This is a genomic window from Nitrospirillum amazonense, assembly GCF_029594735.1.
In the GTDB taxonomy this organism is placed as follows: domain Bacteria; phylum Pseudomonadota; class Alphaproteobacteria; order Azospirillales; family Azospirillaceae; genus Nitrospirillum; species Nitrospirillum amazonense.
The window spans coordinates 616,937-633,283 of the sequence record NZ_JARPAF010000004.1; the positions used below are offsets into that span (position 1 = coordinate 616,937).

At 67.2% G+C, this 16,347-nt stretch carries 16 protein-coding genes; 8 read left to right on the forward strand and 8 right to left on the reverse strand.

Annotated features, from left to right (window positions below; genetic code table 11):
* The first annotated feature begins 111 nt into the window (after nucleotides 1-111).
* The 4 genes from P5F91_RS23560 (at nucleotide 112) to prfB (ending at nucleotide 4,541) form a co-directional block, all read left to right on the forward strand.
* On the forward strand, nucleotides 112-630 hold the full coding sequence (locus P5F91_RS23560; RefSeq protein ID WP_277908424.1) for a hypothetical protein: 519 nt from the start codon (nucleotides 112-114) through the stop codon (nucleotides 628-630).
* 115 nt (nucleotides 631-745) lie between these two features.
* Nucleotides 746-1,399 (forward strand): OmpW/AlkL family protein, encoded by a 654-nt coding sequence (locus tag P5F91_RS23565; protein WP_145608279.1) that lies wholly within the window; start codon nucleotides 746-748, stop codon nucleotides 1,397-1,399.
* Between the two features lie 300 nt (nucleotides 1,400-1,699).
* Nucleotides 1,700-3,196, forward strand: coding sequence for a methyl-accepting chemotaxis protein (locus P5F91_RS23570; protein WP_277908425.1), 1,497 nt, complete (start codon nucleotides 1,700-1,702; stop codon nucleotides 3,194-3,196).
* 222 nt (nucleotides 3,197-3,418) lie between these two features.
* Nucleotides 3,419-4,541 (forward strand): peptide chain release factor 2 gene (prfB, locus tag P5F91_RS23575; RefSeq protein WP_277908427.1). Its coding sequence is split into 2 segments (ribosomal slippage): nucleotides 3,419-3,487 and nucleotides 3,489-4,541, totalling 1,122 coding nucleotides; the frame shifts between segments, so codons are not numbered across the junction.
* 88 nt (nucleotides 4,542-4,629) lie between these two features.
* Here prfB and P5F91_RS23580 read toward each other — a convergent pair.
* Both P5F91_RS23580 and P5F91_RS23585 read right to left on the reverse strand, forming a co-directional pair.
* Nucleotides 4,630-5,217: a class I SAM-dependent methyltransferase gene (locus P5F91_RS23580; protein WP_277908428.1), complete on the reverse strand. Its 588-nt coding sequence runs from the start codon at nucleotides 5,215-5,217 to the stop codon at nucleotides 4,630-4,632.
* Between the two features lie 113 nt (nucleotides 5,218-5,330).
* Nucleotides 5,331-5,873 carry a GNAT family N-acetyltransferase gene (locus P5F91_RS23585; RefSeq protein ID WP_277908430.1) on the reverse strand — a complete coding sequence of 181 codons (543 nt, stop codon included), beginning with the start codon at nucleotides 5,871-5,873 and terminating at the stop codon, nucleotides 5,331-5,333.
* A 157-nt stretch (nucleotides 5,874-6,030) separates the two neighbouring features.
* On the opposite strand from P5F91_RS23585, the gene P5F91_RS23590 reads away from it, so the two are divergent.
* Nucleotides 6,031-6,633, forward strand: coding sequence for a hypothetical protein (locus tag P5F91_RS23590; RefSeq protein ID WP_277908431.1), 603 nt, complete (start codon nucleotides 6,031-6,033; stop codon nucleotides 6,631-6,633).
* Nucleotides 6,634-6,898: 265 nt separating this feature from the next.
* Here P5F91_RS23590 and P5F91_RS23595 read toward each other — a convergent pair whose 3' ends face one another.
* Together P5F91_RS23595 and P5F91_RS23600 are read right to left on the reverse strand one after the other, a co-directional pair.
* Nucleotides 6,899-8,758 (reverse strand): DUF885 domain-containing protein, encoded by a 1,860-nt coding sequence (locus P5F91_RS23595; RefSeq protein ID WP_277908432.1) that lies wholly within the window; start codon nucleotides 8,756-8,758, stop codon nucleotides 6,899-6,901.
* Between the two features lie 139 nt (nucleotides 8,759-8,897).
* Nucleotides 8,898-9,743, reverse strand: a complete 846-nt coding sequence (locus P5F91_RS23600; protein ID WP_277908433.1) for a ferritin-like domain-containing protein — start codon at nucleotides 9,741-9,743, stop codon at nucleotides 8,898-8,900.
* Nucleotides 9,744-9,952: 209 nt separating this feature from the next.
* Here P5F91_RS23600 and P5F91_RS23605 point away from each other — a divergent pair, with 209 nt between their 5' ends.
* Complete coding sequence (locus P5F91_RS23605; RefSeq protein ID WP_277908434.1) at nucleotides 9,953-12,007, forward strand: TonB-dependent receptor plug domain-containing protein; 2,055 nt, start codon at nucleotides 9,953-9,955, stop codon at nucleotides 12,005-12,007.
* A gap of 51 nt (nucleotides 12,008-12,058) precedes the next feature.
* Here the strand turns inward: P5F91_RS23605 and P5F91_RS23610 are convergent, their stop codons facing one another.
* Together P5F91_RS23610 and P5F91_RS23615 are read right to left on the reverse strand one after the other, a co-directional pair.
* Nucleotides 12,059-12,265 carry a hypothetical protein gene (locus P5F91_RS23610; RefSeq protein ID WP_088873568.1) on the reverse strand — a complete coding sequence of 69 codons (207 nt, stop codon included), beginning with the start codon at nucleotides 12,263-12,265 and terminating at the stop codon, nucleotides 12,059-12,061.
* 187 nt (nucleotides 12,266-12,452) lie between these two features.
* On the reverse strand, nucleotides 12,453-13,025 hold the full coding sequence (locus tag P5F91_RS23615) for a flavin reductase family protein (RefSeq protein WP_277908435.1): 573 nt from the start codon (nucleotides 13,023-13,025) through the stop codon (nucleotides 12,453-12,455).
* A 50-nt stretch (nucleotides 13,026-13,075) separates the two neighbouring features.
* On the opposite strand from P5F91_RS23615, the gene P5F91_RS23620 reads away from it, so the two are divergent.
* On the forward strand, nucleotides 13,076-13,666 hold the full coding sequence (locus tag P5F91_RS23620; protein WP_277908436.1) for a hypothetical protein: 591 nt from the start codon (nucleotides 13,076-13,078) through the stop codon (nucleotides 13,664-13,666).
* 215 nt (nucleotides 13,667-13,881) lie between these two features.
* Here P5F91_RS23620 and P5F91_RS23625 read toward each other — a convergent pair whose 3' ends face one another.
* Entirely contained in the window at nucleotides 13,882-14,298 is a 417-nt protein-coding gene (locus tag P5F91_RS23625) for a hypothetical protein (RefSeq protein WP_145608262.1), read from the reverse strand.
* 155 nt (nucleotides 14,299-14,453) lie between these two features.
* Here P5F91_RS23625 and P5F91_RS23630 point away from each other — a divergent pair, with 155 nt between their 5' ends.
* On the forward strand, nucleotides 14,454-15,371 hold the full coding sequence (locus P5F91_RS23630; protein WP_246134163.1) for a DMT family transporter: 918 nt from the start codon (nucleotides 14,454-14,456) through the stop codon (nucleotides 15,369-15,371).
* Here the strand turns inward: P5F91_RS23630 and P5F91_RS23635 are convergent.
* The gene (locus tag P5F91_RS23635; protein WP_145608258.1) at nucleotides 15,368-16,225 is read right to left on the reverse strand and encodes a class I SAM-dependent methyltransferase; all 858 of its coding nucleotides are present in this window, start codon (nucleotides 16,223-16,225) and stop codon (nucleotides 15,368-15,370) included. The two genes, P5F91_RS23630 and P5F91_RS23635, sit on opposite strands and share 4 nt — an antisense overlap.
* Nucleotides 16,226-16,347: the final 122 nt, after the last annotated feature.

Genomic DNA, 16,347 nt, shown 5'->3' on the forward strand with positions numbered 1-16,347 from the left:
GCAGGGACCCTATCGCCTGCCGAATGGTTTGGCGAGGGTGGCGATGCTGCTGACAGGATCTGTCAGGGGGCGGCGCTAGGATGCAGATCTATCCGTCGATGGAGCGCCGCCATGACCCCCGAAACCGCCCCCGCTTCCCGCTGCCTGCCGCCTGCCATGCCCCTGGCCACCGGTATGCCGGGGTGGGTGTGGGTGGCCTCCGTCGGTGCCATCGGCCGGGGCCGGGCGGCCGGGGACGTGCGCCTGCCGGTCCGCCACGACGGCGTGCTGCGCCGCGTGGCGGCGGGGCAGCGTGTGGCCTGCTTTGCCCCTGACGCCTCGGGTGGCTCCTGTTTCCTGGCGGTGGGCCACGTCCTGCCCGGTGGGACGTATGTCGAGCATGACGCCGCCGGCCGGGCGTGGGCCTGCGTGCCGGTCGCCTATCTACCGTCGCGGCCGGTGCCGCTGGCCGCCGTGCTGGACGGGGCGCTGGCGGCCATGGGCTGGGGGTTCAGCCTGCCCGTGGGGCTGATGCGGCTGGATGGCGCCGACCTGGACGCCATCGCGGCGGCCCTGGTTGCCGGGGCAGGCGATGATCCAGTCATGGCCTTTCCGCCGGTCCGTATTGCGTCGCTGGAAGATGCTGATTGATACAGGTCAGGGATAGGCGGCCAGAACTCCAATAAAACTCCTCTCATTGAAAAATAAGTGCGGCGCCAAGGTGGTGGAACATTCGCCGGCCGCACTGTTCAAGGAGGGGTAAGTGATGAAGTTCTTGTCCGTCACGGTGGCTGCCGCTGCGCTCTTGGCCGGGATTTACGGTGTGGCCCCGGCGGCTCATGCCTCCGACGCTGGTGATTTTCTAATCCGCGGTCGCGCCCTTGTGGTGGCGCCGGACGTCGGTAGCTCCCTGTCGCTGGGGGGCGCCGGTATTCCCGGCCACACCGACATCAGCACGGCCATCGTGCCGGAAGTGGACTTCAGCTACTTCTTCACCGACAGCATTGCCGCGGAATTGATCGCCGGCACCACGCCGCACAATGTGAAGGCGTCGGGCACGCCGCTGGGCAAGGTGGACCTGGGCAATGTCTGGCTGCTGCCGCCGACGCTGACCTTCCAGTACCACTTCATGCCGCATGAGAAGATCAGCCCCTATATTGGCGTCGGTGTGAACTACACGCTGTTCTACGGCGTCGACAAGGGCGATGCCCTGGGCCTGAAGTATGACAACACCTTCGGCTACGCCTTCCAGGCCGGCGTCGATTACAAACTGGACGACCACTGGTCCCTGAACCTGGACCTGAAGAAGCTGATGCTCAACACCACGGCCACGGTGAACGCCGGCCTGGGCACGCCCATCAAGGCGGACGTTGACATCAACCCCTGGCTGGTCGGCTTTGGCGTGGGCTACCGCTTCTGATGCGCGCATCATTCTATTGGTTGTCGAAAGGCCGGGCCGTCCCACCACGCGTGGGGCGGCCCAGCCGTTTTTGATGCGGATCGTTAGCAGTAAAATGAGTTCAACTGTAAGGTGATCCAATCCTTCAGGTTAGTAATAAATGGCATGTGAATGACATGCTAAGTGCCTGAATTTAAACCGTTAACCAAGGTATTTGTAGTCTGTGCATTTAAGGGAAACTTAAGGATACGGCCCTAATTTTTTGCATGTCCGGTCGGGTAATCCTGACCACGCGCAATAATCAGAAGATCGGGGTCGATCATGATGAACGGGTTGTTTTCACAGGGTGCGGGCTCTGATCTGAAGTCCATTCTGGATGCTGTCAACCGCTCCCAGTCCATCATTGAATTTAAACTCGATGGCACCATCCTGACGGCCAACGAAAACTTCCAGAAGACCATGGGTTATACCCTGGCGGAGATCCAGGGCCGGCACCACAGCATGTTCGTGGACGAGGTCTACAGAAACAGCGACGACTACCGGAACTTCTGGGCCAGCCTAGCCCGCGGTGAATTCCAGACCGCCGAATACAAGCGCGTGGCCAAGGGCGGCCGGGAGGTCTGGCTGCAGGCGACCTACACCCCGGTGTTCGGCATCACCGGCAAGCCGGTGAAGGTCATCAAGCTGGCGACCGACATCACCGAGCGCCGGTCGCGGAACGACGACCTGTGCGGCCAGTTGAAGGCCATCCACAAGAGCCAAGCCGTCATCGAGTTCAAGATGGACGGCACCATCCTGACGGCCAACGAGAATTTCCTGAACGCCTTGGGCTACAGCCTGGCGGAGATCCAGGGTCAGCACCACAGCATGTTCGTGGACCCGGCCTGCAAGGCCAGTGACGAGTACCGCCGCTTCTGGGCGGCGCTGGCCCGGGGCGAGTTCCAGTCGGCCGAATACAAGCGCCTGGGCAAGGGCGGCCGCGCCGTGTGGATCCAGGCAACCTACAATCCCATCTTCGACATCAGCGGCAAGCCCTACAAGGTGGTCAAGTTCGCCACCGACATCACCGAGCAGGTCGAGGCGCGCGACCGCCGCGCCGCCACGCAGAAGGTGATTTCCCAGGACCTGAACGGCCTGGCCGTCGCCATGACCGTGACCGATGAGCAGGTCAGCCACGCCTCCAACGCCGCCTTGATCGCCTCGGGCAACGTGCAGGCCATCGCCGGCGGCGCCACCGAGCTGGTGGCCTCGATCGAGGAGATCAGCCGCCAGATGGCGGAAGCCTCCAAGATTTCCGAGGACGCGGTGCATCAGACGGACCGGACCAACGCCTCCGTCTCCGGCCTGCTGAGCGCCGCCCAGCGCATCGGCGAGGTGGTGAAGCTGATCAGCGACATCGCCAGCCAGACCAATCTGCTGGCTCTGAACGCCACCATCGAGGCGGCGCGCGCCGGTGAGGCCGGCAAAGGCTTCGCCGTCGTCGCCAGCGAGGTCAAGGCCCTGGCCAACCAGACGGCCAAGGCCACGGGCGAGATCGCCGAGCAGATCAGCACGGTGCAGCTGGCCACCACGGAATCGGCGAGCGCCATCCAGGGCATCGGCGGCATCATCAACCGCATCAGCGCCATCTCCGGCGCTATGGCGGCGGCGGTGGAGGAACAGAACGCGGTGGCCCGCGACATCTCGTGCAACATGCAGACCGCCGCCGACGGCGTCTCCAGCATCAGCGAAAGCCTGACCAAGATCGCCGACGCCACCAATGGCGCCAACGCCTTGACCCGCCGGATCAACGAGGCCTCGCTGGCCATGGTCGGCTGACGACCCCCACCTTGTTGACCCGGACCTTGAAGGGCGTCCCCTCGGGGGCGCCCTTTTTTGTCACGTGACCCTTTTTGCACGTGACCCTTTTTGCACGTGACCAGGGGGGGCGGGCGTCGCAAGGCCCTCCATCGAAATGCAGGGTTTTAATCGGGCGTCCAAGCGGTTATCTAAGCGGTCCGTTACAAGACCATTTTATGACCCGAGACGAGGAGGACCGCGATGCGGGCCGAGATCGAGGCGGTCGTCGAGGCTGTGCGACAGTCCTTGACGCTGCTAAGGAGGCATCTTTGACTGGGAGAATGCCCTCCGCCGCTACGACGAACTGAACGCCCTGTCGGAAGACCCCAAGCTGTGGGACGATTCCGACCGTGCGCAGAAGATCATGCGGGAAAAGACCCAGCTTGAGACCGCCATCGAAGGCTATCGCGCGCTGGAGCGCGACCTGAACGACGGCATCGAGCTGATCGAGATGGGTGAGCTGGAAGGCGACCAGGAGATCGTCGCCGACGCCGAGCAGGGCCTGATCGCCCTGCAGAAGCGCGCCGCGGCCCTGGAGCTGGAAAGCCTGCTGTCGGGTGAGGCCGACGCCAACGACTGCTATCTGGAAGTGAACGCCGGCGCCGGCGGGACGGAGGCCCAGGACTGGGCCCTGATGCTGCTGCGCATGTACACCCGCTGGGCCGAACAGCATAAGTTCAAGGTCGAACTGCTGGACGAGACCAACGGTGAAGAGGCCGGCATCAAGTCGTCCACCATCCAGATCAAGGGCCACAACGCCTATGGCTGGCTGAAGACGGAATCGGGCGTGCACCGCCTGGTGCGCATCAGCCCCTTCGACAGCCAGGCCCGCCGGCACACCAGCTTCTCCAGCGTCTCCGTCACCCCTGTCATCGACGACAAGATCGTGGTGGAGATCAACGAGAAGGACGTGCGCGTCGATACCTACCGTGCCTCCGGCGCGGGCGGCCAGCACGTGAACAAGACGGACTCGGCCGTGCGCCTGACCCACATGCCCACCGGCATCGTGGTCGCCTGCCAGCAGGAACGCAGCCAGCACAAGAACCGGTCCAAGGCCTGGGACATGCTGCGCGCCCGCATCTATGAGATGGAGCTGCGCAAGCGTGAGGAGGCCGCCGCCAACCTGGAGGCGCAGAAGACGGAGATCGGCTGGGGCCATCAGATCCGCTCCTACGTCCTGCAGCCCTACCAGATGGTGAAGGACCTGCGCACCGGTGTCGAAACCAGCCAGAGCGGCGCCGTTCTGGATGGCGACATCGATGAGTTCCTGCAGGCCGCCCTGGCCCACCGCATCAAGGGGCAGGCCGACGAGGCGGAGGCGTAAGCCGCAGTCCGCCTATGTTGTTTTGATAACGTAATAAAGGGCCGGCGGAGCGATCCACCGGCCCTTATCATTTTCAAAGGAGCCCTTTTCAGAACCGCGCGATCAGGCGGTGGATGGTCTTGCCGGAGGAGGCGCTGATGGCCTCCTCATCCAGCAGCAGCGACGCACCGGCCAGCGCCTCCCGCACCAGGCGGTTGTCGAAGGCGGCATAGAGGCGCCCGGCGCCGTCGCGCGCATCGGCGCCCCGGGTCACCCGCCAGCTGAGATAAAGGGTGCCGCCCGGACGTACCAGGCTGGCCAGGCGACGGACGGCGGGCGCGACCAAGCCGGCGCCCAGGTGCATGATCACCGTTTCGCACAGCACGTTGGCATAGCCGTGGTCGGGCAGCCCGGCCAAGTCGGGCAGCGTGGCCACGCGAAAGTCCAGGCCTGGATAGCGGGCCCGCGCCTGCGCCAGCAAGCCTTCGGAGGCGTCATAGCCCACGGCCGGATAGCCGTTGGCCGCCAGCCACGCGACCTCCCGCCCGCTGCCGCAGCCGATGTCGACCGTGGGCTGGCCGGGCGTAAAGTGCCGGCGGATCAGGTCGTGCAGGTCCGATGGCGCCGGCTGGCTGTGCCAGTCCTCGGCGTAGGCCTCTGCGGCGGTGTCGTAGGCAGCAAGCGTCCGCTGATCCATCCCATTCCCTCCAAGGCGCCCGATGCCGCTGTGCTGTGGCGGGCGGATAGCGCTTACGCCGGCTGCGGCGGCGCGTCCAGGTCTTGTTGCCGGCCGGCCGCCCAGCCGGCGGTTCAAGGGCGGCGTTTGCGGTACAGCACGTGGCGGCGCAGGGGGTGGCCCTCGGCCAGGCGGGGATGGTCGAAATCCTCCGCCGGGTCGTGGGTCATGTCCAGCCGTTCCATGACGGCGCGGGACCGGCGGTTGGCCGGCACGGTCAGGGCCACCACCTCTGGCAGGTCAAAGCGGGTGAAGGCCGCGTGCATCACCGCCCGCGCCGCCTCGGTAGCATAACCCCGCCCCCAATGCGCGCTGGCCAGCCGCCAGCCGATCTCCACCGCCGGGGTGAAGGCGGCCTCGAACCCCACGGTGCCCAGCCCGACGAAGCCGATGAAGGATGCCATCCCCGGCACCTCCACCGCCCAATAGCCGAAGCCATGCTGGACGAAGTGTGCTTGTACGCGATCGACCAGGGCGTCGCTGCCGGCGCGGTCCAGGGGGATGAGGAATTCCATCACCCGGGGATCGTCCGCCAGGGCGGCGAAGGCGTCACGGTCGGTCGGCAGCCAAGGGCGCAGCAGCAGGCGTGCGGTCTTGAGTGTCGGGATCTCAGGCATGGCATCCATCTTGGGCGGGGCCTCCGGGCACACGATACAACACACGACACAAAATGACGCGGCAGGGCCGGATGGGGCCACCATCTTACCGACACAAATCAGGCGCGGGCGAAGAAGTCTTTCGTCTTGGGGTGGAGAGGAAACCGTGCGCGCTCTGATGTTGACCATACTGTTGGGTGTCGGCCTGTCGACGATCGCACAGGCGGGGACGGCGCCGTCCGATGATTGGGGGGATGTTCCGGTTCCCGCCGGTGCCACGGTGCGCCTGGGGCGGGATGCCAGGGGAAACGAGACGCGGGAAATCACCTATGCCGGCGGTGTCGTCGCCCGCCAATGGCGGGATGGCAGCAGCAAGCCGCAGACGGTGATGGAGGATCGCAGCGGCCACGGTGCCGTGCTGTGCCTGCGGGGAATCTATGTCGCCTTGCGCGAGGGTCTGGATACCTGCCGCCAGGACGGGGATGACGCGCTGCGCCGCTTCATGGATGAGGGCCTGGACCAGATCGACGATTTCGTGGTCGCCAACAGCTTGACGCCCATCACCAAGGACGCCTTGAAGGCAACGGAAGAGGCGCGGCTGAAAAAGCAGCGGGACGCTGCCGCCTTGCGGGGACCGGAGGCCCAGGCCAAGATATGTGGTGGTGGCGACGCCCAACGCATGCTGGGCGGTCTGCGATCCGCCTCGCTGGACAAGTTGCGGGCGGAATTGGCGGCGGCGCTGTCGGTGCCCCGGCCGCCGGTTTCCAACCCTTGCCTGTAGGGCACGAAAGCGGCCAGGGCCAGAACACGAAGGGGCGGCCCCGGATCGGGATGCCGCCCCCACGCATGCCGTGAACTGCCAAAGCTCTCGTCGGATTGGGCGCCACGTTTGGTTGGGCCACCCTTACGCCTGATACGCGGCACCGTGCAACGACCCGGCGCCACGTACCATCAGTTTGTGTGATAATATGACGCATACCCGATATGGCGGGGACGGCGGGCTATCTGGCATGGCCGTCCCAAATCCGGGGCAACTGAAATCCATCTCAGGCGGTACGCTTCACCCAATCCTGCACCAGCGCCTCCAGCACCGGCAGGTTGACCGAGCCCGAGGTCAGCACCGTGTCGTGGAAGGCGCGGATGTCGAACTTGGTGCCCAGCTTGGCTTTGGCGGCCTCGCGCAGTTCCAGGATCTTGTTCATACCGATCTTGTAGGCCAGCGCCTGGCCCGGCCAGACGAAGTAGCGCTCGATCTCGGTGATGTTGTCGTGCTCGGGGTTGGCCGTGTTGTCGTTCATGTAGGCGATGGCCTGTTCCCGCGTCCACCGCTTCAGATGGATGCCGGTGTCCAGCACCAGGCGGGCGGCGCGGAACAGTTCGGAGGCGATGCGGCCGGCGTCGGAGTAGGGGTCCTGGTAATAGCCATATTCCTTGGGGAAGCGCTCGGCGTACAGGGCCCAGCCCTCGCCATAGGCGCTATTCCAGATGAAGCGGCGGAAGGTGGGCAGGTTGGCCATCTCCTGCGCGATGGCGATCTGCATGTGATGGCCGGGAATGCCCTCGTGATAGGCCAGGCTTTCCAGCATGGGGATGGGGTTGACCGACATGTCGTACAGGTTGGTGTAGAACACGCCGGGCCGCGACCCGTCGGGCGAGGCGGGCTCATAAAAGGCGCTGGCCGTGGCCTTTTCGCGGAAGGGCTCCACCGCCTTGACCACGATGGGGGCCTTGGGCTTGGTCAGGAAGAACCGGTCCAGGTCCGAGCGCATCCTGTCGATGATGTCGGTGGCGCGCTTCAGCAAGGTGGCGCGGCCCTCCGGCGTGGCCGGATCGAAGAAGCGCTTGTCGGTGCGCAGGTAATCGAAGAAGGCGCGCAGTTCGCCCTTGAAGCCCACCTTGGCCATGATGGCGCGCATCTCGTCCTGCAGCGCCGCCACCTCCTTCAGGCCCTGGGCGTGCACGGCCGCCGGGTCCAGGGGCAGGGTGGTCATCAGCTGTACTTGTGAGCGGTAGAAGCGTTCCCCATCCGGCAGGGCCCAGACGCCGTTGCTGGTGGTGGCCTTGGTCTCCAGCGCCGACACGGTGCTGATCAGCTTCTGGAACGAGGCCTGGACCTGGCCGGTCAGGGCCTTTTCCGCGGCGGTGATCAGGCGGGCCTGCTCGGCGTCGGCCAGCTTTAGCGCCGTCACCTTTTCCGTGAAGTCGGCCAGCAGGGGGCTGCTTTCGGTGGCGCCGTTCGTGAACGGCTTGCCGGTGATGACGTTGCGCGCCGCTTCCAGGATGGATTTGAAGGCGAAGGCCGGGGGCAGGACGCCCATGTCGGCCTGCTTGCCGATGCGGCCGATGTAGGCGTCCATCAGCGGGGCGATGCCCACCAGGCGGGCCACATAGTCCTCCGCGTCCTGCGCGCTGCCGACGGCGTGGTAGGTGATCAGGAAGCTGGCGATGTCGGTGTGGGGGCCAGTCAGCTGGCTGATGACATAGCTGTGGTTGCGCCAGGGATATTGGGTGATGGTCTGCTGCAGCTCATTCTCGAACAGCCGGGCGCTGACCTGGGCGCCGGGCGACAGCTCCGACACCTTGAAGCCCTTCAGGGTCTTCAACCGCTGTTCGGCCAGGTGGAAGCTTTCCAGCAGGTGGGCGTCGTCGGGAATGGTCCATTTGTCGTGCGGGCCCGGCAGGCCCAGCACGGTGCGCTGCTGCGGGTCGCGGGCCAGATCCTCGTTCCAGCAATCCTCGAAGAACGCGTTCAGCGCCTTCTCCGTCTCCGACGGCTCCGCGGCGGCAGCGGGTTGGGCGATCAGCCCGGGGGCGGCCGTCAGGGCCACGAGGGCGGTACCGGCCATCAGGCCGCGGCGCAGCAGGGTACGGCGGGTCATGGTCTCACGGGAGGAGGAAGCGGTCATGGGGGTTTTGATACCGTGATGGGGCTGGCGACCAGCGGAAGGCGGGAACCGGGCATAGGCCCAGCCGGATGGCGCGGATGGTAGCAAGGGCGATGGGCACCGCCCAAGATGAGTTTGTTACCGAATGGTAACGGGGTGTTCAGTCCGGGGATGCCCCGCCGGTCAGGATGGTTTCCGGGGGCGCCAGCGGCTCGTACCAGTCGGGCGGGAAGTCGGCGCGGATGCGGCTGGCGTCGTTGAAGGGTCGCTTGATGTCGCCCTTGAAATACTGGCGTACCAGGGCACGCCAATGCTCCGCTGGCTCCTCCCCTGCGGCGGCAGCGATGACGCCGAACCAGCGGCGGCCGGCGGCGACGTGACCGATCTCCTCATCATGGATGATCTGCAGTACGGCGGCGCTGTCCTCGTCCCCCACCTTCTTCAGGTTGGCGATCATCATGGGCGTCACGTCCAGGCCGCGCGCCTCCAGCACCATGGGCACCAGGGCCAGGCGGGCGGCCAGGTCGTGGGCCGTGACCTCGCTGGCCTGCCATAGCCCGTCGTGCGCCGGCAGGTCGCCGTACGCCGCGCCCAGCGTGGCCAGACGGCCGGCCAGCAGCCCGTGGTGCTTGGCTTCCTCATCCGCCACCGTCACCCAGTCGTCCTTGAAGGCGCGGGGGGCCGGCCTGCCATCGGGGAAGGTGGTGAAGCGGGCGACGATGTCCCAGGCGAGGTCGATGGCGTTCAGCTCGATATGGGCCAGGGCGTGCAGCAGGGCCACGCGGCCCGCCACGCTGCCGGCCTTGCGCCGCTTGGGCATGTCGCGGGGCAGCTTCAGTTCCGGCCGCTCCGGCCGCGCCGGCCGGTCGGGTGGGATGGGGCCGGGACGATCCGGCAGTGATCCGCCGCGCCAGGCCGCCGCATAGAGCCGGGTCAGCCGCACCTTTTCCGTTGGCGCCGCCGTGGTCAGCACATGGATGGCGGCCGCTGCGAGGCTGGGGGGCAACGGTTGCTCGGCTGAACCATCTTGGAATGGTTCTAAAGTATCGGCCGAAGCAGGGTCTGGAACATGGTAGGGTGCCATGGCGTTTTTGGACGCCATCCGGTGGGGGGAAGTCAAGGGGCCCGCGCCCCCCATCGGGATTTGACAGGGCCCCGGGCGGCATTTAAGCCGTCGGGCCCCGGACATGGGGGCAATGCGGGGAGTAAATCGTCATGAGGCGGGCGGGGATCGCGCTGGCGGCGGCATTGTTGCCGGCGGCCGCGTGGGGGGCGGGGGATGCGGACCAGCTGCCCACCATCATCGTCACCGGCCGGGTGCCGCCCGACGCCGCCACCGAGCGCATCTACGGCACCCTGCAACTGGACAGCACCTGGCTGGACGCGGCACCCGAGCGGCGGCTGGATGAGGCGCTGCGCAGCGTGCCCGGCTTCTCCCTGTTTCGCCGGACGGGCAGTACCAGCGCCCACCCCACATCGCAGGGCATTTCGCTGCGCGCCCTGGGACCCAACGGTGCCGGGCGCACCCTGGTGCTGGTGGACGACATCCCGGTCAACGACCCCTTCGGCGGCTGGGTGTACTGGAGCCGCCTGCCCACCGCCGCCGTCGCCAGTGTGGCGGTGACGGAGGGCAGCGGCGCCGGCCCCTGGGGCAACCAGGCCCTGGACGGCGTCATCCGCATCACCACCAAGCCGCTGCAAGGGGGCGAGGTCCGTGCCGGCAGCAATGGCCTGGCGGAGGGCACGGCCGGCGCCGCCGCCGGTGGCGTCTCGGTCCTGGCGCACGCCAGCCGCAGCGACGGCAGCTATCTCGTGCGGTCCGACCAGCGCGGCCCCATCGACACCCAGGCCGGCTGGGATGACGCTTGGGTGGATGTCAAGGCGCAAGGCGATGCCGGGCCGTTGGCGCTGGCCGGCACCCTCTCCGCCTTCCATGAGCACCGCGGCAACGGCACGCCCCTGCAGGAGAACGGCACCGACGCGCTGGAGGGCAGTCTGCGCCTGGCGGATGAGGATGGCCCCCTGGGCCTGCCCTGGCACGGCACGCTTTACCTGCGCCGCTATGTCTTCAGGAACAGGTTCTCCTCCGTCAACGCCACCCGCACGGCTGAAACGCCGGCCCTGGACCAGTACCGCGTACCGGCCACGGCCGCCGGGGGATCGCTGTCCACCATTGTGGAGGAGGGGGGTGGCCGCCGCACCGTGCTGGGTGCCGACCTGCGCTGGGCCGAGGGGGCGACGCATGAGCGCTTCCAGCCCGTGGCCGGGGTGTTCCAGCGCGATCGCGACGCCGGCGGCGATCAGGTGGTGGGCGGCGTCTATGCCGAGCAGACGTGGCCGTTGACGCCGGTTGTCGACCTGCACGGCGGCGTGCGCCTGGATGGTTGGAGCACGGGCGACGGCCACCGGGTGGAGCGCTCTATCCAGACCGGCGCCGTGACCCGGAACGACCACTACGATGACCGGGGTGGCGTCCTGCCCACGGCGCGGCTGGGCGCCGACTGGCGACCCCTGTCGGATTGGACCCTGCGCGCGGCCGCCTACACCGGCTTCCGCCTGCCCACCATCAATGAACTCTACCGCCCCTATCGCGTGGGCAACGACATCATCGAGGCCAACGCCCAGCTGAAGCCGGAACGCATGGTGGGCGCGGAGGCCGGGGTTACCTGGGCGCCGGCGCATGGTCCCACGGTCAGCCTGACCGCATATCACGACGGCGTGACCGACGCCGTGGACAATGTGCTGATCACCACCAAGCCGGGGACGGTGCCGGGCTTCGGCGTGGTGGTGCCGGCCGGCGGCACCTTCGCCCAGCGCCGCAACCTGGACCGGGTGCGCGCGGAGGGGGCGGAGATGCGGGCGACCTGGGCCCTGGACCCCACGCTGGATGCCACCTTGGGCTATCTGTGGAGCCGGTCGACGGTGCTGCGCGCCGATGGCTTCGCGGCGCTGGTGGGCAAGCGCCTGGCGCAAAGCCCGCTGCACACCGGCACGGCGGACCTGACCTGGACGCCGTCGTCCGCCTTCACCACGGCGCTGCGGGTGAAGGCCAGCGGCCAGCAATATGAGGATGGACTGAACAGCCGCTCGCTGGCGCCCACGGTCACGGTGGACCTGTCGGGCACCTGGCGGATATCGGATTATCTGGCGGTTTTTGCCACGGCGGAGAACCTGTTCGACCGCACGGTGGAATCAGGACGCCGCATCGATGGGCTGGTGGCGATCGCCCCGGGGCGGATCATCTCCGCCGGAGCGCGCGTTGACTGGTAGTATGCGTCAACCGGTAGGCAAATGAAGGACTGTCGCGGCGCGTCGGAATACTTAGCGCGGGGTGACGGCGCTGGAGGGCTGCTGATTCACGTAGAACTCGGCCGGGAAGGCGGGTTTATAGTAGTGGCCGGCCTTGACCAGGGCGCGTTCGTGTTCCGAACGCATGTAGCTGATCACCGGCAGGGACCAGGCGATGCTCAACAGCAGCACCCACAGGCTCAAAGTGACCAGGCGATCTTTATTGAACACGGCGGTCATGGTCCTTACTCCTAAACTTCCCAAACCATCGTCCTTTATTGTGGAAGGATTAAGGCGGGAAGCAGCGCGTTGCGGCTCATGACGTTATTTTTACGCCCGGGAAGATGAACAGGTTGCTAACGACTGGGGCAGCGCTTCTGAATTTTTTGCACAGGCTGAGGGTTAAGCCATCGCCCGGGCGCAGGCCTCAGCCCCTGACGGGCTCGCCGATGGCGTAGAAATGGCCGCCGGCCACGTGGTGCAGGCTGCGCCAGGCGGGATCGGCCACCTCGTACATCCAGTGCCCGTCCTTGAAGACGCGGGCGTCGGCCCAGGCGGCCACCACCTGGCCGATGAACAGGTCGTAGGTTCCCTGATTATGCGGCTCGGGAATGACGCGGCAGGACAGCCAGGCGGCGCAGCCGGCGACCAGGGGCGGGACGTGTCCCGCCATGCGGAACAGCTCCACACCGTGGCGGGCCAGCTTGTCGGGGGCGTCTGCCAGGCTTTCGCCGCCGACGCCGCGGGTCAGGTTCGCTTGCGCCCGCGTCGGCACCTGCAGGGCGAAGGCGCCGCTGCCCTCCACTAACGCGCGGGTGGCGGTGGCCTTGTCCAGCACCAAGGTGACCTTGGGCGGGTCGAAATCCAGCGGGCAGGCCCAGGCGGCGGCCATGACGTTGTCCTTCCCGCCATGGTGGGCCGACACCAGGACGGTGGGGCCGTGGTTCAGCAGGCGATAGGCCTTGGCGAGGTCGACGGGCTGGATAGGGGCGATTTCCAAGGGTCTGCCTCTCTGGCGGTGGGCTGCGCACGGCAGAGGTAACCCATCCGATGGCCGACGTCATCGTTGATGGGCGCGCCGCTGCGCGCTTAACGGGAATCTGCGCAAAGGCGGGCGGAAGAATAAGGGAAGAAGGAAATAAGCGGCCCTTACCGTACGGTTGTGTGGCCGGCGACGGGGCCCCCTGCCGCCGGATGGGTATGGATAACATGCCGACACAGGGTGGGGTTCACGAAGCCCTATTCCCGGCAGGATATGGAAGGAAAATAATTATGCGGAAATCGGTATTCGCCGCGGTTTGCGCCGCAGCCTCGTTCCTTGTTCCGGCCGCATGCTGGGCGGCCGACAGTGACATCGTCGTCAACACGCCGACGGCGGCGGCATCCTGCCTGCTGTCCGTCGACGGCACCGTAACCTCAACGCCCAAGCTGCCAGCCACCGCCGTGACCATCGACTACCTGCCGCCAGGCGGTGGCGCGTCGGTGCGGCTGGGGACCAACCTGCCGCTCAAAGACGGCGCTTATCATTGGGCGGGCGCCGTTCCGGGCTACATGTCCATCGCCGCGGGTGGGCAGGTGAGGGTCACCACCAACCGCCAGGTCTCGGCGATGGGTGCGGTGACGCCCAGCTGCGGCAGCTGATCCATTCGTATCGTACAGTACGGGATCGGGGTGCCGGCCGCGCCGTTTGGCGGTGCCGGCATCTCCCGCTTTTAAAAATGTCACCGGCACAAGAAACGGATTGGCCGGGCGGGCCCCTCGCTCTAACGTCGCCGCCCGCGTCGGCACCTACAGGGCGAAGGCGCCGCTGCCCTCCACTAACGCGCGGGTGGCAGTGGCCTTGTCCAGCACCAGGGTCACCCTGGGGGCGTTTCTCGGCGCCACGGAAAATCCCGCCGTAGAGGCTCGAACCGCGCCTGCGGCCCCAGGTCGATACCCCAATATCCAATGAGGCGCCGCAGCGCCGCCCCGTCCCCATCCGCCTTCAAGACTGTCCGGCCGTCCTGGAGGATCTGGCCCCTGTATCCACAGTCGCCGCCGAAACACTCGGTGTGCAGCAGCAGAAAACGGCCGGCGGGATGGCGCGCCGACAAGGCCTCGACCAGGGGGACCGCCCGATCCATGGCTTCATCATCCAGATGTGGATCGAACCGCGCCGCGATCGCCACGATTGGCCGATCGATACGGATAATGTCGAGCCCGGGCCAAAGGCGGGAAAACTGCTCGGGCAAGCCTTCGGCGGGGTCGGCGAATAGGCCGGTGAAGATGAACATGCGAAGCGCCTTGTGCTGAACGGGCCGGCAGTCTCGGGCACCTGTCGAAAAATGTCACCGGCACAAGAAACGGATTGGCCGGACGTGCCCCTCGCTCTAACGTTGCCGCCCGCGCCGGCCGTGGCCGGCCGCATTGCCGTTCACGGGTTGCCGCCATGTCCCCCATCCTGGGCCTGTACCTGACCGCCGTCCTCATCTGGGGGTCGACCTGGTATGTGATCGAGTTCCAGCTGGGGGCCGTGGATCCGGCGGTATCGGTGGCCTATCGCTTCGGCCTGGCGGCCGTGCTGCTCATGGGCTGGCTGGTGGCGCGGGGGCAGAAGGTGATCCCGCCCCGGCACGCCTGGCGGCAGGTGGCGCTGGTCGGCGCCTTTACCTTCTCCACCAACTACCTTCTGGTCTACCTGGCGACCGAGCGGCTGCCGTCCGGCCTGGTGGCGGTGGCGGGCTCGGCCCTCAGCCTCATGAACGTGCTGAATGCCCGCATCTTCCTGCGCCAGCCCATCCGCCCCCTGGTGCTGCTCGGCGGGCTGGTCGGCATGAGCGGGGTGGTGCTGCTGTTCCTGCCGGAACTGCGGGTGGACGGTCTGACGGGCAAGGCGGCGGTGGGCCTGGCCCTGGTCATGCTCAGTAACGTCAGTGCCTCGCTGGGCAGCATCTGCGTGCAGCGCGGCGCCAAGCTGGGCGTCCCCCTGCTGCCGGCCACGGCATGGAGCATGGCCTTCGGCGCCGTCCTCATGGTGGGGGTGGCCCTAGCCCGGGGTGCCGTCTTCAGCTTTCCGGCCAGCCTCAGCTACGCAGCGTCCTTGGCCTATCTGGCCCTGTTCGGCTCGGTCATCGCTTTCCTGGCCTACTTCTCCCTGATCAGCCGCATCGGGGCGGATCGCGCCGGCTACGTCGCCGTGATGATCCCCATCCTGGCGCTGATCATCTCCACCGTTTTCGAGGGCTATCACTGGTCGGCGGCGGCCTTCATCGGCCTGGCGCTGGCGGTGGCGGGCAACCTGCTGGTGCTAGGGCCCAGGACCTGGCGCAAGCCGGAGGCGGACGCCGCCCCGGCGACTGCCAGCTAACCCTCAAACTCCACCCGCACCAGGCCGGGCAGCTTGTGGCGCAGGGCGGGCGTGAGGCGGAACAGCGTGTCCATCAGGCGGGGCAGGCCCCGCGGCATGCGATAGTCCAGCGTCTCCACCACTGCCACCCGGGGCGACCAGCTGCGCAGGGTGGGGGCCACGGCGTCGGCGTCGATGCCCCAGGGCATGGGCGGGATGCGGTAGTGCGGCGTGCGGTGCAGGCCGCGCAGGGTCAGGCGCGACAGCCAGGCGGGCACCGTGTCGAACACCAGCTGCCCGCCGGGGAAGCGCCGGGCCAGGGTGGCCACCAGTTGGCGCACGTCGGCCTCGGGCAGATACATGAACAAGCCCTGGGCGACGATATGCACGGGGCCGTTGCCCGTCACCGCGTCCATCCAGGCGGGGTCGCGCGCGTCGGCTGCCAGGTGGCGCACGCGGGGGCCGGGTGGCAGGAAATGGTCGCGCAGGGCGATGCCCTCCGGCAAATCCACCGTCAGCCAGCTCAGGCGGCCGTTATCCACGCGGTGGCGCTGCGTCTCCAGCCCTTCGCCCAAGGATACGATGGTGCCGTCCGGATGGCGTTCCAGCCAGCGGCGCAGGAGGACATCGATGGCGGCGGCGCGCATGGCGTGCGACCCGTCGGCGCGGCCGAAGTGGCGTTCATAGTCGTAGGCCAGGGCCTGGTAGATGCGGACCGCCTCCGGGTCGTGGAAACGGGCGTTGGGCCGCATGGCCTCCGCCGCCCGGTTGTGCAGGGTCCACAGCATGGTCTCCGGCACGCCAGTCAGGCCCGGATTGGTCAGGCCTGGACGGGTCAGGTCAAGCGGCTTGGGTGGCGGGCTGTCAGGGCTCATGAAGCGGATTTCCGGCTATGGGGTCCAGCCACTCGGCCAAGTCGTCGACGGGATCGGCCCGCAGGCGATATGGGCGTCGTCGCCGCCATCATGAGACGGCCACTCCCGATCTTGACGCGAAT

What these genes read in the sequence shown, in the direction of transcription:
- P5F91_RS23560 (WP_277908424.1), top strand. Translation starts at nt 112, where the DNA reads ATGACCCCCGAAACCGCCCCCGCTTCCCGCTGCCTGCCGCCTGCCATG.
- P5F91_RS23565 (WP_145608279.1), top strand. Translation starts at nt 746, where the DNA reads ATGAAGTTCTTGTCCGTCACGGTGGCTGCCGCTGCGCTCTTGGCCGGG.
- P5F91_RS23570 (WP_277908425.1), top strand. Translation starts at nt 1,700, where the DNA reads ATGATGAACGGGTTGTTTTCACAGGGTGCGGGCTCTGATCTGAAGTCC.
- P5F91_RS23580 (WP_277908428.1), bottom strand. Translation starts at nt 5,217, where the DNA reads ATGGATCAGCGGACGCTTGCTGCCTACGACACCGCCGCAGAGGCCTAC.
- P5F91_RS23585 (WP_277908430.1), bottom strand. Translation starts at nt 5,873, where the DNA reads ATGCCTGAGATCCCGACACTCAAGACCGCACGCCTGCTGCTGCGCCCT.
- P5F91_RS23590 (WP_277908431.1), top strand. Translation starts at nt 6,031, where the DNA reads ATGTTGACCATACTGTTGGGTGTCGGCCTGTCGACGATCGCACAGGCG.
- P5F91_RS23595 (WP_277908432.1), bottom strand. Translation starts at nt 8,758, where the DNA reads ATGACCGCTTCCTCCTCCCGTGAGACCATGACCCGCCGTACCCTGCTG.
- P5F91_RS23605 (WP_277908434.1), top strand. Translation starts at nt 9,953, where the DNA reads ATGAGGCGGGCGGGGATCGCGCTGGCGGCGGCATTGTTGCCGGCGGCC.
- P5F91_RS23610 (WP_088873568.1), bottom strand. Translation starts at nt 12,265, where the DNA reads ATGACCGCCGTGTTCAATAAAGATCGCCTGGTCACTTTGAGCCTGTGG.
- P5F91_RS23620 (WP_277908436.1), top strand. Translation starts at nt 13,076, where the DNA reads ATGGCCGACGTCATCGTTGATGGGCGCGCCGCTGCGCGCTTAACGGGA.
- P5F91_RS23625 (WP_145608262.1), bottom strand. Translation starts at nt 14,298, where the DNA reads ATGTTCATCTTCACCGGCCTATTCGCCGACCCCGCCGAAGGCTTGCCC.
- P5F91_RS23630 (WP_246134163.1), top strand. Translation starts at nt 14,454, where the DNA reads ATGTCCCCCATCCTGGGCCTGTACCTGACCGCCGTCCTCATCTGGGGG.
- P5F91_RS23635 (WP_145608258.1), bottom strand. Translation starts at nt 16,225, where the DNA reads ATGAGCCCTGACAGCCCGCCACCCAAGCCGCTTGACCTGACCCGTCCA.